Below are 14,331 nucleotides of genomic sequence, written 5' to 3'. Positions count from 1 at the left end.
AAGCGAAGCCAATTCGGGAACACCGCGGAACCGGCTCTGCCGGGCCGCAGGTGTTGCCCCCGGAAGGGGGTTGGCGAAGCGGACACGAAGTGCCGCGCAGCCTGGGGGAGAGCCTATTGCTCTTCCGGAATGCCCGGTTCGCCGTCGAGGATCTGGTACTTGCGCATTTTTTCCCACAGCACCTTGCGGCTGATGCCCAGGTGCTGCGCCGTGTCCTGGCGCTTCCAGTCGTTGATCTCCAGCGCCGCGATGATGCGGTTGCGCTCGCTGCTGTTCCAGCCCTTGCGGTCGGCGCTGCCGTCGATCGCGCCGAGGCCGCCGCCATTGCCGTTCATGCCGTTGCCGGCCGATGCAGCCGGTGCCGGCGTTCCGCGCGTGAGCGCGATGGCGCGCTGGATCAGGTTCTGGTCCCAGCCGTGCAGCTGCCGAGCGATCACGCCCACGCGCTCCGCGAGATTGCGCAGCTGCCGCACGTTGCCGGGGAAGTAGGTCTCGGCAACAGCGTCGCTGAGCCAGTGCGGCGTCTCGCCGAGCGCTTCGAGTTCGTCGCCGAGCACGTTGCTCAGCAGTGCCTTGAAGATCGCGATCTTGTCGATCTCGCCGCGCTCCTCGAGGCTGGGCACGTGCAGCTCGATCACCGCGAGCCGGTAGAACAGGTCGGCGCGGAACTCGCCGCTGGCCACCATCTCGCGCAGGTTGCGGTTGGTGGCCGCCACCAGCCGGAAGTCCACCCGCACCGGCGCCGTCGCGCCCAGCCGCGTGACCGCGTTGTCTTCCAGCACGCGCAGCAGCTTCACCTGCTGGTAGCGCGGCAGGTCGCCGATCTCGTCGAGGAACAGCGTGCCGCCCGTGGCCTGCTCGAAGTAGCCGCGATGCGCATGCACCGCGCCCGTGAAAGAACCCTTGGTATGGCCGAAGAAGAGCGACTCGAAAAGACCGTCGGGAATCGCGCCGCAGTTCACCGCCACGAACGCGCCCTTGCCGTAGCGCTGGTGGCCCAGGTGCAGCTGCTGCGCGATGCGCTCCTTGCCCACGCCGGTTTCGCCGCGCACCAGCACGCTGTGGTCGCAATCGGCGAACGCGCCCACTTCGGCCAGCAGCGCCTTCATCGCATCGGAATGCGCCACCAGCACGTCGGGCGCCTGTGGCGCCACCTCGCGCGCACGCAGCTGGCGCACCAGCTTCGCGACCATCGTGCGCAGCTCGGCGCAGGTGAAGTCGTAGGGCAGCACGTGCAGGTACTCGGGCGGATAGGTGCGCGAGTCGCGCTCGCGCGAGCCGGCCGCCACCCAGATCACCGGCATGCCCTGCAGCAGCTCCGTCGCATGCGCCAGCCCTCCGCCGTCGATGACCGTCACGCTGATGATCGCCACCGAAGGCCGCAGCGCAGCCCCCTGCTCCGGATGCGGCGTCGGCATGCCGTCGGCCCGGATGACCTCCACGTCGAAGCTCGCCATGCACCGCGCGATGCGGTCGAGGATGTCTGCCTTGCCTTCCCAGACAAAGAGGTCGAGTTCGTCGAAATTGGCGGCGGGTGAGCTCATGTTGGAAATACGCGCATATCAATAGACCAACTGGGCACCTCGATTGCACGAGAGTCGAGCGCCGACCTGCGCTTGCGCAAGGTCGATTCCCAGGAGGTTCAGTAGTGCATTGACGGCGGGGTCGAGCAGAGGGCCGAGTGCGTTCGTCACCACCGTCTGCAGGGTGTTCAGGAGATTGCTGATCAGGCTGATCGTGCCGTTCAGGAGGCCTCCGAGCACACCGCTACTGTCGCTCGAATACGGCTGAATCTGCACTCCGCCCAGCGTGGAGCCCAGGCTCTGGACGAGCGACGTGGAACTGATGGTCTTGTAGGATGGGTCCGGGCCTGTGCCGTCGTATGGTGCGGCATCGATTTCAGGAAGGTTCGCCGCGGCAGGTGCTACGTACTTGAGCGCCTTGCCGCTGGCGCTGCCGCCGACATCGGAGTTGACGGAAAGCCCCAGGCCCGAGATCACGGTCTTCTTGGCGCTGTTCATGTCGACGACGTAGGTGCCGCTGGGGTCTTTCCATTTCTTGCCGCTGCAAAGCAGAGAGACAAGAAGGCAGCTGTCGAACTTGGCTTCGCGATATCCGATCTCGACGATTCCCACCGGGGCGGCGGTCGCAGGTACCGAAGACGAAAAGATGTTCGAAACCTTCCCGACATTGAGGCGAGCCACGCTGGTGGTGGCCTGGACGTCCAGCGATTTGCTGTCGGTGGCGTTGCAGGTATTGCCGGTGACAAGTGCGGATCCGTTGCCCGAGCTCAGGCCGATGTCGATGGGCGCGGGAAGCGCCGTTGCATAGATGACCTTCTGCGGCTGACAGGCCGGAAGTAGGCCGCCGCAGCCGACCAGGCCGACCAGATCGCTCACGATGGTGCCGAGGTTCAGCGTCGCGACGCTGTCGAGGAAGTTGATGATCGGGGAGAGCGCGCCTGTCACGGTGGAGAGCACGTTCGACAGAGCATTTGTGACGCTGCCGAGGTTCACGGACAACAGCACGCGGACCTGCGCGGTGCGAACGTAGATCCTGTTCGGATCGTTGATCCCGAGGCTTGGATTGATGAGCATCGGATTTCCCACGGCCGAGACCTGCGGCGGCTCGACGACCTGCACCTTCGCCGTGACGCTGGCGATGCCGGGAACGTTGATCGGCACGGTGGCCGCGAGGCCGTTCTTGCCGTTCGCGACCTGAATCATCCCCTGGACGAGCTGGAAGAGCTGGAGGTTGGTGTTGAGGCCGGCAGCGTCCGTTCCGCTCGCCACGCCCAGCAGGTCGCCGAGCTTGAGGGTGAACGGCGAAGCCTGGACGGTGACGAGCAGGTCCCGCAATGCCTGGATGGTGGCGGCGGCCGTGTTGCCGCTGCGTTCCATGACGGAGATCATGGCCTGGAGCAGTACGCCCGCGTCCACATTCGTGGCGAGCACCTGATCGTAGTTGGCGGCGCTGATGTTCAGGGCGACCTTGAGTTGATCGAGAAAGCTCAGCAACTGGATGTCGGTGTTCAGCAGCCCCTGCCAGCCCACGGCCTGCACCGACAGCGCGCCGCCCAACAGGCCGCCGAACAGGGCGTTCAGCAAGGCCGACTGGTTCGAGTCGATGGTCACCAGCGTGCTTCGAATGGTGAGCGAAGCGAGCGGCTGTCGCTGCGCCGCAAGTGCCTGCACGCTGATGGTGGCTGCCGGACTGCCGGAAATTCCCGGCAGGAGCAATGCCGGAGTCCGCGTGATGGTGACGCGTACGGCGTTGAAGGCCTGGCCCGTGCCGGGTACGCCGAAATACTGGGGTGCCGTCCGACTGGGATTGCCGGGATCCCAGTTGCCGCATTCCACGTCCCCCTGCGTGAGAGCAGGCAGCAGGGGCGGCATGTTCTGGGCGGCGTTGGTCACCGCTGCAGTCTTCGCGTCGGTGCAGAGAAAGGGCTGGAGCGACTGGGCGCCCGACAGCGCCGCAAGGTCCGCAGTCTTCTGGAGCTCGCGCTTGATGAAGAAGAGATAGCCGAGCTGTGTGCCGAGCAGGGTGATGACGACAAGGCTCAGCGCGATGGCCGTGTTGATCAGGATCGATCCGCGGATTCGCCTGCGGCTGGAGAGATGATGGAGTGTTGCGTTCATGGCAATGGAACTCCTCAGGACGATCGAATTGCGATGGTCGAGCGACTCCGCAGCTGATTGGGCATCCAAGTGCTGATATCCAGGAAAGGTATGGAGGGCAGCAGGCGGTTCGCGCTGTAGGGGTAGCTCACTGTCACCACGTAGGTGGCAGATGCTCCGGCACCGCTGGTAACGGGGTCGACGGTCACGTTGGACACGATCCAGTTGCGCCTGCTGGTCACGTCGGTGTTCGCCGAAACAGGCACGACGAGGGAGTTGGCGAGGGCCGCATAGACGGCGTCCTTCACTCGGCCGTCGCCTGCAACCGGCGAAGTGATGATGCCTGCCGTGCGGGCGCCTTCTTCCGCGGCGCGCGTCACCGCCTGCTGCGTGTAGAGCACCGCACCGAACGTGGCGAGCGCATACAGCACGCTGAACAGCACGCTGAAGACTAGCGCGAACTCGATGGCGGCCACGCCGCGCTCCCGACTCTGCCTGCGCGTGCGGGCCCGGCCGTTGCCTTTCATGGCACCCTCCCGTCCAGCAACATGCTGGCCTTGCCGACGATGGTGGTGGGCATGACGAAGCTGGGGAACGGCGGCAGCAGCATCTGCAAATTGCTTGCCGTCACGGTCACCACCATCTGGCAGCGCGTGTCCCAGGTGGTGCCGCAGGCGGGAGCCGTGCAATTGTTGCTGACCACGCCGCACACGGTCGCACTGACGCTGCGCGTGACCACCGGCGGCATCCAACTGCTGCTGTCCATCGCGGTCGTCTGTGCCTGCGTGGCCCGCGCTGTGAAGGTCGACTGGTAACGTAACGCGGCACGCGCGCCGTCTTCCGCCGCGTTCTGCAACCCCATGCGGAACGCGAACAGCATCCCGTAGCTGATGATCCCGTACAGCAGCGCGAAGAAGATCAGGAACACCAGGGCGAACTCGACCGCGTACGCGCCGCGCTGGGCGTGCGCGGCGGTGCGGTTGTGAAGGCGTGGTGCGGTCATGGCGCTGCCGTATCTGCGTCGTGCGCCTTGGCTACTTCGGCGCGCCGGTGTCGGCGCCGGCGCCCGAGCTGCCATTGCCGGCGTTGGACTTCAGGCTCGAGGTCATGCGCTCGGGAATGGGGTACTCGAAGCTCTTCAGATAGCGCTGATAGCTGCGGCTGGCGATGTCGCCGGCGATGGTTCTCGGCGTCCTGGATGCGATCTCCCCGCCGCGCTGCCAGGCGAGCAGGCTCTGGGTGGCGTCGCCGACCTGCAGCGGCTCGTAGGTGAAGTCCTCGGCTTGGTCCATCTCTTCCTGGCCCTGCGGTTGTGCCGATGCCTGTGGGGCGGCGGCGGCAGGAGCGGGCGTTGCGGGCTCCTGTGCCTTGGCGGCGGGAGGCTGTGCGGCCTGCGGTTGCTGCTGTTGTTGGGCGAATGCCGCGGGCGCCGCGAACAGCAGCGTGGCCGCAAGTCCGAATGCCGGCAGCGAGGCGATGCGGGCGATGGTCGTCTTTCTCATGGGGTGCCTCGTGAGGTCGAATTCGGCGACAGGGAAGCCGCCGCGTCCGCGGTGGCAGGGTTGAGCTGGCTGGCGGTGCGCACGCCTGCACCACCCGACCAGCGCGATGCCTTGAGCATCAGCGGTTGTTGCTGCTGTGCCTGGTCTTCGCGTGTGGCGGCGGCAGCCGTGTCCGGCGGCCGGCGCACAACGGTCACGCCTGTGGCCGGTTGCAGTGAGCCGGCGGACGCGAGCGGCCTCGATCCGTCGGCACGCAGCTGCTGGGCGGCATCGCGCACCGCAGCGCGCGCCGCGGGGGACATGCGGTTGGCTTCCATCAGCCTGTTCGCCTGTTCGTCCTGCCCGGTCGCTTCGAGGTACAGCGCGAGGTTGGATTGGGCCTGCGCGCTGTCGGGCCGCAGTTGCAGCGCCTGCATCAGCGGCAGCCGGGCTTCCTCGATCTGCCCCGCGCGCAGGCTGGCATAGCCGAGGTCGCTGAGCAGCGCGGCATCGGTGGGCGTGAGGCGCTGTGCTTGCTTCAGCAGCTGCACGGCTTCGGGAAAACTGCCGCGTGCACCCGCCAGCAGGCCGAGGCCGCGATAGCCGGCGCTTTCAAGCGGCGTGCCCACGAGCCGCCGGTAGGCCTGCTCGCTTGCAGCGGCCTGCCCGGTCTGGCGCAGCGCATCGGCGCGCATGCGTGTCGACTCGGGCGACACGCCCCAGCGCTGTTCAAGTGCATCGATGTGGGCCAACGAGGCAAACCACAGCCCTTCCTTCTGCATCTGCTCGACGAGCTTGAGGTAGGTGGCCTTGCTGTCGACCGCGGCGCCGGCCTTGGTGTCGGCTGTGGCCTCGGCCGCTGCTCGCTGCTGCGCATCGGCGGCAGCGGCGTACTGGTCCTTGAGCGCGCCGCATCCCGCGAGCGCGAACGTTGCCGCGGCGGCGACGGCGCATGCCAGCAGGCGGCCGGCGCGAGGTGAACTCATGCGGGAGAAGTCTTCGGTTGTCACTTGATGATGGCTCCCAGTGAACGGAATATCGCGATGAAGCCCGGCCCCGCGGTGACGATGACCAGCGCCGGCAGCAGCGTGGTCACCATCACGCCGGTCATCTTCACGGTGATCTTGCCGATGCGCTCCTTCAGCTCGGAGCGGCGGCTTTCGCGCAGCCGGTCGCTGAAGATGCGCAGCGGCTCCTGCACCGCACCGCCGTGCCGGTCGACCTGCACCAGCAGCGAGACGAGGCCGCGCATATTCTCGTTCCTGTGCAGCGTTGCGAGGCGATGCAGCGAGTGTTCGCGCGTGCGGCCCTGGCTGTACTGCGCATTGGCGATGGCGAGTTCGAAGCCCAGCACGCGCAGCACGTGGCGGAAGTCGGTCGCCATGATCTGCAGGCTCTGGTCCAGGCTCAGGCCCACGCCCTGCAGCAGCCGCAGCAGGTCGATGAACAGCGGCAGCTCCTGCGCCGCGCGTTCGCGGCGGCCTGCGGCGATGCGCCCGAGCACCCACTTGGGTGCCATGAAGCCGATGGCGATGGACGCGGCCAGCACGAAGGTGACGGTGTTCTGCTTGTGCCCGCTGCTCCAGAACACATAGGCCAGCAGCGGGAGCATGAAGGCCAGCAAGATGCGCGTGACGAGGAATACCAACTGCGCCCGCTTCGACGGCAGCCCGCACTGGTCGATGAGGTTGCGGTCTTCGTCCGCGACCAGGGCTCGACCGATGCGCGAATCGAGCCAGTGGAAAGGCAGTTCGAGTTCGGGCTTGATCGGCGCATCGGGGTCGGCGGGAGCGTCGACGGCCGACTTCAGGTCGGGTGCCACCACGGCCTGCCGGATGGCCCGGCCGATGACCTGGCCGCTGCGCGTGCGGCGGATCTCCGCCGCGACCAGCGCGCCGGCGCCGACCATCAGCCCCACCGCGAGCAGTACGAGGCTGAGGATGAGCAGCTGGTTCGGCGTCATCGTCATGCCAGTCTCGCGAGCCTGTACAGAAGCACTGCGCCCGTCAGCTGCAGCCCCGCCGCCGAGAAGATCAGGATGCGGCCCGTGTCGTCGTTCCACATCCCCATGAAGTAGCCGGGATTGGTGAAGATCAGGAAGGCGCCCACGCCCACCGGCAGCAGGCCGAGGATCCAGGCCGACAGGCGCGTCTCGGAAGACAGCGCGATGAGTTCCTGTTCCGCCTGTTCGCGGTCGCGCATGAAGTTGGCCACCCGCTCCAGCAGCAGGTCGGCACGTCCGCCGTAGCGCACGCCCAGCCCGAGGATGGAGGCCAGCAGATACATCTCCTCGATGCGCACGTTCTCCGCCGTCTGGTGCAACGCGCGGTCGAGATCGACGCCTGCGCGCACCAGCGCCGCGGCGCGCTCCAGGTGGCCGCGCAGGGGCGCCTGGGTGGTGGCGATCGCGAGCTGGAAGGCCGCCTGCGTGGAGTTGCCGATGGTGATCAGCCGCACCATGGCGTCGATGTAGCCGGGCAGCTGGTGGATGAGCTTGCGGCGGAACTTCTGCAGCTGCAGCCACAGCGCGAAGCTCGCGATCAGCACCAGCAGGAACAGCACGCCCAGTGCCGCGAGACCCCCGACCAGTACGCCGATCAGCAGGCAGATGCCGGCGATCACGGCCAGCGCGAAGACGATGGTACGCGGCTCGACAACGCCCATCATCCAGCCGGGGATCGCGCGTTCGAGCAGGCTGGTGCGCACCGGCGCTGCGGGTGCCGTGCCGGCGTCGAGCCACGGGTCGGTGGTCAAACCGGACACGAGCCCGTCGGTGGGCATGTCGCGCAGCGGCATCGGTATCGGCGCCGCATCGGCCGCCGCGGCGCTCGCCTGGATCTGCTGGCTCAGGTGCCGCTCCGTCGCCTGCCGCCCCTGCCGGTTCTTCGCCCACTGCCACAGCAGCAGGCCAGCGGCCGCGAGCAGCAGCGCGATGCAGAACGCGACGAGCAGGCCTTCACGCACGGTTGTCTCCTCCATGCTGCGCCGCGCGCTGCAGCGACTGGCGGAAGCGCGTGATCTTGGGCGAATGCGGCGCGATGCCCAGCGACACCCAGCGGTCGCGCTCCTCGCCGTCGGGCGAGACGATGGGCTCGTAGCGGTACAGCTCCTGCATCGCCACCACGTTGTCGTTGACGCCCGTGACCTCGCTCAGCGAGATGATGCGGCGCTGCCCGTTCGAGAGGCGCCCGATCTGCACGATGAAGTCGATGGCGTTGGCGATCTGGCGGCGCAGGCTCACCTCGCTGCCCTGGTAGCCGGCGAAGCCCGCGAGCATCTCCAGGCGGTAGAGGCATTCGCGCGGCGAACTCGCGTGGATGGTGCCCATCGAGCCTTCGTGGCCGGTGTTCATGGCCTGCATCATCTCGATGACTTCGGCGCCGCGCACCTCGCCCACGATGATGCGGTCGGGCCGCATGCGCAGGCTGTTGCGCAGCAGGTCGCGGATGGACACCACGCCCTGGCCGTCGAAGCCGCCGGGGCGGCTCTCCAGCCGCACCACGTGGCTGGTGCCCAACGAAAGTTCGGCCGTGTCCTCGATGGTGATCACGCGCTCGCGCGCAGGAATGAAGCTGGCGAGCGCATTGAGCAGCGATGTCTTGCCCGAGCTGGTGCCGCCGCTCACGAGGACGTTGCAGCGCGCGCGCACCGCGATCTCCAGCAGCTGCGCCATGCCCGCGTCGAAGGTGCCCAGCTTCACCAGGTCGGCCGGCGTGAGCGGCTCCTTGCGGAACTTGCGGATCGAGACCGAAAGGCCATCGATGGCCAGCGGCTCGATGATGACGTTGATGCGCCCGCCGTCCGGCAGGCGCGCGTCGACCATCGGGTTCGACTCGTCGAGCCGGCGGCCCAGCGGCGCGAGGATGCGCCGCACGATGCGCATCACGTGCTCGGAATCGGCGAAGCGCACCGTCTCGCGTTCCAGCACGCCGTGGCGCGACACGTACACGTTCTGGTAGCCGTTGATCAGGATGTCTTCCACGGCCGGGTCGTTGAGCAGGTCTTCCAGCGGCCCGAAGCCGGCGAGCTCCTTGGTGAGCGCATCGGAGATGAGCTGCATCTCGCGGTCGTTGATCGGCACGCGGCGCAGGCGCACGAAGCTGTCGACCTCCAGTTCGACGAACTGCTGGATCGATGCGCGCGACCAGCGGCCGAACTCCGCGCCCAGTTCCTCGATGCGGCTGAGCAGGTGGTCGTGCGTCCAGCTCTTGATGTCCTGGAACTGCTGGGAGTTGATGAACGCCTGGTCGTCGTCGGCGAATTCGATATCGGTGGACATGGGCTCAACCTTCGTGTGAACTCTTCCAGAGGCCGGTGACCTGCGACATGAGCGCAACCCAGCGTGGATCCTTGGCCGGGGGTTGGCCCGAGGCAGACATGTATTCCTGGTGCAGGCTGCGGGCGAGTCCCGTCACGGCCTGCGAATAGGGGTCGTTGCGCGCGGTGCGCACCAGCATCTCGCCGCGGCTGGCGGCAGCGAGCAGCTGGGCGCTGCGCGCGGGCAGCACATGCCGCAGCGGCAGCTCGAGCCGCTCGGCGATGTCCTTGGCCGACAGGCCGACGTGGCTGTCGAACTTGTTCACCACCAGCGACAGGCGCTCGGTTTCGACGCCGCGCGCGCGCAGCTCCTTGAGCATGTTGGCCGTGGAAACGATGCCGCCGATGCTCTGGTCGCACACCACCCACGCCTGCTGCGCCTCACGCACGGTCTGGGCCATGAAGTCGATGGTCGAGAAGCCGCCGAGGTCGGCGATCTGGAAGTCGAAGAAGTCGGCCAGGCGCTTGATCAGCGAGACCGAGTCGGCGTGCGAGATCTCGCGTACCTGCGCCAGGCTCGCGGGCAGCGGCAGGATGGCCACCCCGCTGGTGTGGTGCGCGAGCGCGGTGTGCAGCAGCGTCTGGTCGAGCCGGCGCAGGTTGCGCACGCCGTCGACGAAGCTGAAGCCGCTTTGCGTGTCGAGGTAGAGCAGGCCGTCGCGCGCGGGCAGGCCCAGGTCGAGCAGGGCCACGCCGTGGCGCGAACTGCGGCCCGGCGGGCGCTGCGGCGCCTGCGTGAGCTGGTCGTTCAGCGCGAGAGACAGGCTGGTGGCCAGCGTGGTCACGCCGAGGCCCGCGCGCGCGCCCAGCAGTGCGAGCGTGCTGCCGCGCGTGCCGCCCTGGAGCGTGCTGCGCCGCTCGAGCAATGTGCGCAGCGTGACCACGGCGTCGGTAGGCGGCGCGGCCATGTCGATGAAGTCGTCCACGCCCGCGCGCAGCGCCGAGAGCATGGCGGCGGGCTCGGCGGAGACACCGGTGGCCAGCACCGGCAGAGTGGGCCAGTCGCGCTTCAGGCGCTGGTGGAGCTGGCTCGCGGTGGCGCCCTGGTCGGGCGAGAAGTCGATGAAGACCGCCACCGGCCCCAGCAGGGCGATGCGTTCGTCGATCGACTTCGTGTCCGGCGGCAGGACCACCACGGAGCCGAGGGTGCCGAGCGCGTCGGTCAGCCAGGTGATGTGGCCGCCATTGCTCGACGCGAAAAGATAGGTCTCGCTGCCTGTTTCTGGGATGCTGTCGCGTGGTGCGTTCATGGTGCCAGCCTGCGATGCATGTTCCGGGTCATCGATGTCGGGTCGGTCAGCGGGAGAAGCCGGGCACGGGCGTGTCGATCGCGCCGCCCAGGAAGTACGAGCGCCACACCGCGCCGTCGCGCTGCTCGGCGGTGCCGGGCAGGTAGGGCGTGAGGTCGGTGCCGCGCGCGATGGGCTTGACCAGGTGCGGGGTGACCAGGATCACCAGCTCCTTCTCCTTCATCTGGTAGTTGTTCTTGCTGAAGAAGGTGCCGAGGATCGGCAGGTCGCCCAGCAGGGGCACCTTGTCGGCGTTGGAGGTGGTGGTGCGGCTGACGAGGCCACCGATGATGAAGCTCTCGCCGTCGCCCAGCTCCACCGTGGTGTCGGCGCGGCGCGTGGTGATCGCGGGCACCGCGACGCCGTTGATGCTCAGCGAGTTGGTGTAGTCGAGGTCGCTGGCTTCAGGCGCCACCTTGAGCACGATGCGCTCGTTCGACAGCACTGTGGGCGTCAGCGTGAGGCCGATGCCGAAGGGCTTGTATTCGATGCTCGTGGTGCCCAGGCCCTGCGGCACGGGCACCGGCAGTTCGCCGCCGGCCAGGAAGCTCGCGCTCTGGCCCGACAGCGCCACCAGCGTGGGCTCGGCGAGCACGCGGGCCATGCCGTTGCCTTCGAGGAAGCCGACGTTGGCGCCGATGCCGGCCTTGCTGAAATTGAAAAGAAGATCGAAGGCCTGCGTCAGAGGATTGGTGAATTCGGTCGTGATGCTTCCGTCGCTGGCGTAAGTGCTCTTGTTGAGCGACGACGGGGCGAAGACGCCGAAGCTGAAGCCGTGCGAGTTCGTGCGGGTGCTGAAGATGTTCAGGCCCGCCTGCTTGAGCACGCTGCGGTTGAACTCCACTACCTTCACCTCGACCTGCACCGTGCTGCTGCGTACGTTGACCACGGAGCGGTCGACGAGGTCGGTCTTCTCTGCGCCCGGCGGCAGGCTGGCGAGAGCGTTGGTGCGCTGCGCCTGGTGCGAGGCCATGTTGTCCGTGGTGCCCGTGACCGTGGCCACGGCGCGCCGCACTTCGATCGCGTAGGTGGTCGCGGCGGTGCTGCCCTTTTCCCAGACCATCAGCGTGGTGCGCCCGACGCCCTTGCCCGTGACGATCAGCCGCGCGGCCGGCGAGTTCTGCGACTGGCGGGTGATGGTGACGGCCGCGACGGCCTCGTCGCCGATGGCCATGCGGTCGATGCCCTTGGCGACCAGCAGTTCGCGCTGCGTGCCGACGGGCAATGCCAGCGAGCGCTGCGGCTGGAATTCCGGCCGCGTTCCTGTTCCTTGCGCATCGGCGGCAGTCGCTGTGAACGGCCAGGCGGCCTGCGACATCGCGAGCGCGGCGATCAGCGACGAGCGCAGCAGCCTCGGCGCGGCATTGCGGGACTCCCTGTGACTGCGAGCTGCACGGGTCGACGACTCGCGGGGCATGTGATGCATTTGATTTTCCTGGGTGACCTGTGTCTGGTGGCGGCTGGCCGGTATCGGCTCAGTAGTTCACGGTTTCGCTGCGATCGCCGCGGATGACCTCGACCTGGAGTCCGCCGCTGCGCGTCGTACGTGCCGCACGCGGAGTGCTGGCGACGGCGCGGGCCTCCGTGGCCAGCGGACGGACGGTGGGGCCCTTGCCGCCGGTGACGAGGTCGGCGGTGGTCAGGCCGGCCTGTGCGAGGTCCAGTCCTTCCAGTGGTCCGCGACGCGTATCGCCGGCCTTGGGCTGCGTCGGCTGCAGCGCCGTCGGCAGTTCCGCGAAGAGCCTGGGATCGGGCTCCGACTTGTCCGCCGGATTGCGCAGCGCGAGCATCAGGCGGCCGCTGGCGTCGCCGATGGTCAGCCGGTTCACTTCGTCGATCGGCACTGCGAGCACCGCGGTGCGGGCGTTGTCGTTGCGCTGTGCCTGCTGCGCGGCCTTGTCCGGCGACTTCGACGGCAGGCCGTCGACCGACGCATTGCCGAAGGCCAGCACACGCTTGCGCGCCAGCAGGAGGCGCGCCTGGCTGCGGTCCACGTCCTTGCCGTCGGATTTCAGCGTGATGAACACGTCGACGAAATCGCCCGGCTGGATCTTGTTGCCGACGCCCATGACTTCGTCCGCCTTGATCGCGACGGCGCGCTCGCCTTCGCCGATGCGCATCGCCAAGCCGGACACGAGCTGGTTCTCCATCACGGGCGTGCCTTCGGCGAGGTCCAGCACCGGCACGCGGCCGACGGCGACATTCACGTCCTGGAAGGCGCCGGTCGGGTTGATCGTGAGGCGCTCCACGCGCAGCGCATCGGCGGGAATCGCCTCGCCCGCGGGCAGCGGCTTGGCCGCCACCACCACCGGATAGACCAGCACTTCCTTGGCCTTGACCGGTTCGGCGGCCGGACCTGCCGCCGCGACGGCGGGAGCGGGGGCCTGCCGGCTCAGCATCCACGCATAGCCCCCCAGTGCGATGGCCAGGAGCACGAGGACGGCGGCGATGATTTTCGTGATGTTGATCATGGGCGGCGGATGAAAGAGTGGGGGCAAGCGATCATGGGAAGAGAGAGATGGATGACCCGCAGTGACAGAGGCAGATGACTGCTAGCTCTGTCGCCCCCAGACCATCCAGACCGCTGTGGCCATCGCGAGATAAGCCGCGTAAGGAACGATGCGCCTGCGCTTCGGCGGCGCGCTGCCGTCGCTGTCGATGGCGGAAGAAGAAACCGGCGATGCCGGGCCCTGCAGCATCAAAGCGAGGCGGGGAGAGAAAGGCCAGCGTTGCAGCGCGAGCCATGCGGCGCTGTGGAGTCCGGCCAACAGGCTGGCGCCGACCCAGATCGGCAGCAACGCGAAAAGGCCGACCCAGAGTCCGAGCGCGCCTGCGAATTTCACGTCTCCGGCTCCCATGTAGCCGGCGGCGTAGATGAGCAGCAAGCAGCCGAAGCCGACGGCTGCGCCCGTGAGTGCTGTGGTCCATTCGAGGCCGAAGGGCTGCATCCCGAGGCCCAGTGCGGCCAGTGCCAGTACGGCGCCGGCAAGCACGAGCCAGTTGGGGACGCGGCGCTGACGCAGGTCATATACGACGACGAACAGCAACCACAGCAAACACGCCAAGCGCATCACTGGTTGATGTGACTCAGAGCTTGCCGGCGATGGTGCTGAAGACTGTCGAGAGCTTCTTGCCCAGGCCCGAATCGCCCGAGAGCACGCCCACGATGGCGATAGAGATGAGCCCTGCAATGATCCCGTATTCGATGGCGGTCGCGCCTTCTTCGTCGCGGAGGAAACGGGTGATGGAGTTAAGCATGATGCGACCTTTCAGGTAGGGAAGAACAAGAGTGAGAAGTTTCGAAACAGGATCTCGAAATTCAACGGAAACGGCGGGGGAACGAACTTGCTGGCTAAGCCGTAATTGCAGCCAGCTTGGTCGTTATCGTGGTGAAGACGTTCGAAAGCTTGGTGCCGAGGCCATCGCTTCCGGAAAGCACACCCACGATCGCAATAGAAATTAGGCCCGCAATAATTCCATATTCAATTGCGGTCGCGCCTTCCTCATCCTGCAAAAAGCGCTTTATTGAGCTAAGCATGATTTCCCCTTTCAGGAAGTGTTAACAAAGGCTTGCGAGGTGGATGTTATACAGCGTAACTCCGTGTATCAACAAGGCAAACCCGC

15 protein-coding genes are annotated in these 14,331 nt (G+C 67.2%); all 15 read right to left on the bottom strand.

The genetic code is table 11. The annotated features are described in order from the left end of the window. Positions 1-113: 113 nt before the first annotated feature. The 15 genes from ABL843_RS26465 to ABL843_RS26395 all read right to left on the bottom strand — a co-directional run bounded on the left by ABL843_RS26465 (position 114) and on the right by ABL843_RS26395 (position 14,245). Positions 114-1,544: a sigma 54-interacting transcriptional regulator gene (locus ABL843_RS26465; RefSeq protein WP_418117879.1), complete on the bottom strand. Its 1,431-nt coding sequence runs from the start codon at positions 1,542-1,544 to the stop codon at positions 114-116. 18 nt (positions 1,545-1,562) lie between these two features. Then, the gene (locus ABL843_RS26460; protein WP_418117878.1) at positions 1,563-3,641 is read right to left on the bottom strand and encodes a TadG family pilus assembly protein; all 2,079 of its coding nucleotides are present in this window, start codon (positions 3,639-3,641) and stop codon (positions 1,563-1,565) included. A gap of 14 nt (positions 3,642-3,655) precedes the next feature. Further along, entirely contained in the window at positions 3,656-4,147 is a 492-nt protein-coding gene (locus ABL843_RS26455; protein WP_418117877.1) for a TadE/TadG family type IV pilus assembly protein, read from the bottom strand. Further along, the gene (locus ABL843_RS26450) at positions 4,144-4,623 is read right to left on the bottom strand and encodes a TadE/TadG family type IV pilus assembly protein (RefSeq protein WP_418117876.1); all 480 of its coding nucleotides are present in this window, start codon (positions 4,621-4,623) and stop codon (positions 4,144-4,146) included. Before ABL843_RS26450 ends, ABL843_RS26455 begins: the two co-directional genes overlap by 4 nt. A 31-nt stretch (positions 4,624-4,654) precedes the next feature. Continuing rightward, complete coding sequence (locus ABL843_RS26445; protein ID WP_418117875.1) at positions 4,655-5,122, bottom strand: DUF3613 domain-containing protein; 468 nt, start codon at positions 5,120-5,122, stop codon at positions 4,655-4,657. Continuing rightward, positions 5,119-6,087 (bottom strand): tetratricopeptide repeat protein, encoded by a 969-nt coding sequence (locus ABL843_RS26440; protein ID WP_418117874.1) that lies wholly within the window; start codon positions 6,085-6,087, stop codon positions 5,119-5,121. The genes ABL843_RS26445 and ABL843_RS26440 overlap by 4 nt, the downstream gene beginning before the upstream one ends. A gap of 20 nt (positions 6,088-6,107) precedes the next feature. After that, positions 6,108-7,070 (bottom strand): type II secretion system F family protein, encoded by a 963-nt coding sequence (locus ABL843_RS26435; protein WP_184640772.1) that lies wholly within the window; start codon positions 7,068-7,070, stop codon positions 6,108-6,110. Next, positions 7,067-8,065 (bottom strand): type II secretion system F family protein, encoded by a 999-nt coding sequence (locus tag ABL843_RS26430; RefSeq protein ID WP_311737040.1) that lies wholly within the window; start codon positions 8,063-8,065, stop codon positions 7,067-7,069. Before ABL843_RS26430 ends, ABL843_RS26435 begins: the two co-directional genes overlap by 4 nt. Beyond that, entirely contained in the window at positions 8,058-9,380 is a 1,323-nt protein-coding gene (locus ABL843_RS26425) for a CpaF family protein (RefSeq protein WP_126023558.1), read from the bottom strand. The genes ABL843_RS26430 and ABL843_RS26425 overlap by 8 nt, the downstream gene beginning before the upstream one ends. A gap of 4 nt (positions 9,381-9,384) precedes the next feature. Next, entirely contained in the window at positions 9,385-10,668 is a 1,284-nt protein-coding gene (locus ABL843_RS26420; RefSeq protein ID WP_126023557.1) for an AAA family ATPase, read from the bottom strand. A 46-nt stretch (positions 10,669-10,714) separates the two neighbouring features. Then, entirely contained in the window at positions 10,715-12,133 is a 1,419-nt protein-coding gene (locus ABL843_RS26415; RefSeq protein ID WP_418117873.1) for a type II and III secretion system protein family protein, read from the bottom strand. 49 nt (positions 12,134-12,182) lie between these two features. After that, positions 12,183-13,178, bottom strand: coding sequence for a Flp pilus assembly protein CpaB (gene cpaB, locus ABL843_RS26410; RefSeq protein WP_418117872.1), 996 nt, complete (start codon positions 13,176-13,178; stop codon positions 12,183-12,185). 81 nt (positions 13,179-13,259) lie between these two features. Further along, positions 13,260-13,754 (bottom strand): A24 family peptidase, encoded by a 495-nt coding sequence (locus ABL843_RS26405; protein ID WP_418117871.1) that lies wholly within the window; start codon positions 13,752-13,754, stop codon positions 13,260-13,262. Positions 13,755-13,794: 40 nt separating this feature from the next. Then, a complete protein-coding gene (locus ABL843_RS26400) occupies positions 13,795-13,965 on the bottom strand; it encodes a Flp family type IVb pilin (RefSeq protein ID WP_369660828.1) in 171 nt (56 codons plus the stop codon). A gap of 94 nt (positions 13,966-14,059) precedes the next feature. Continuing rightward, positions 14,060-14,245 carry a Flp family type IVb pilin gene (locus ABL843_RS26395; RefSeq protein ID WP_369660829.1) on the bottom strand — a complete coding sequence of 62 codons (186 nt, stop codon included), beginning with the start codon at positions 14,243-14,245 and terminating at the stop codon, positions 14,060-14,062. Positions 14,246-14,331 lie beyond the last annotated feature (86 nt).

It is taken from the genome of Variovorax sp. 350MFTsu5.1, from assembly GCF_048302515.1.
Classification (GTDB): domain Bacteria; phylum Pseudomonadota; class Gammaproteobacteria; order Burkholderiales; family Burkholderiaceae_C; genus Variovorax; species Variovorax guangxiensis.
This window is presented reverse-complemented; position numbering and strand designations above follow the sequence as displayed.

Coding starts and splice junctions, on each gene's coding strand:
- ABL843_RS26460 (WP_418117878.1), bottom strand. CDS start 3,641: ATGAACGCAACACTCCATCATCTCTCCAGCCGCAGGCGAATCCGCGGA.
- ABL843_RS26420 (WP_126023557.1), bottom strand. CDS start 10,668: ATGAACGCACCACGCGACAGCATCCCAGAAACAGGCAGCGAGACCTAT.
- ABL843_RS26425 (WP_126023558.1), bottom strand. CDS start 9,380: ATGTCCACCGATATCGAATTCGCCGACGACGACCAGGCGTTCATCAAC.
- ABL843_RS26445 (WP_418117875.1), bottom strand. CDS start 5,122: ATGAGAAAGACGACCATCGCCCGCATCGCCTCGCTGCCGGCATTCGGA.
- ABL843_RS26435 (WP_184640772.1), bottom strand. CDS start 7,070: ATGACGATGACGCCGAACCAGCTGCTCATCCTCAGCCTCGTACTGCTC.
- ABL843_RS26455 (WP_418117877.1), bottom strand. CDS start 4,147: ATGAAAGGCAACGGCCGGGCCCGCACGCGCAGGCAGAGTCGGGAGCGC.
- cpaB (WP_418117872.1), bottom strand. CDS start 13,178: ATGATCAACATCACGAAAATCATCGCCGCCGTCCTCGTGCTCCTGGCC.
- ABL843_RS26415 (WP_418117873.1), bottom strand. CDS start 12,133: ATGCATCACATGCCCCGCGAGTCGTCGACCCGTGCAGCTCGCAGTCAC.
- ABL843_RS26450 (WP_418117876.1), bottom strand. CDS start 4,623: ATGACCGCACCACGCCTTCACAACCGCACCGCCGCGCACGCCCAGCGC.
- ABL843_RS26395 (WP_369660829.1), bottom strand. CDS start 14,245: ATGCTTAGCTCAATAAAGCGCTTTTTGCAGGATGAGGAAGGCGCGACC.
- ABL843_RS26465 (WP_418117879.1), bottom strand. CDS start 1,544: ATGAGCTCACCCGCCGCCAATTTCGACGAACTCGACCTCTTTGTCTGG.
- ABL843_RS26400 (WP_369660828.1), bottom strand. CDS start 13,965: ATGCTTAACTCCATCACCCGTTTCCTCCGCGACGAAGAAGGCGCGACC.
- ABL843_RS26440 (WP_418117874.1), bottom strand. CDS start 6,087: ATGAGTTCACCTCGCGCCGGCCGCCTGCTGGCATGCGCCGTCGCCGCC.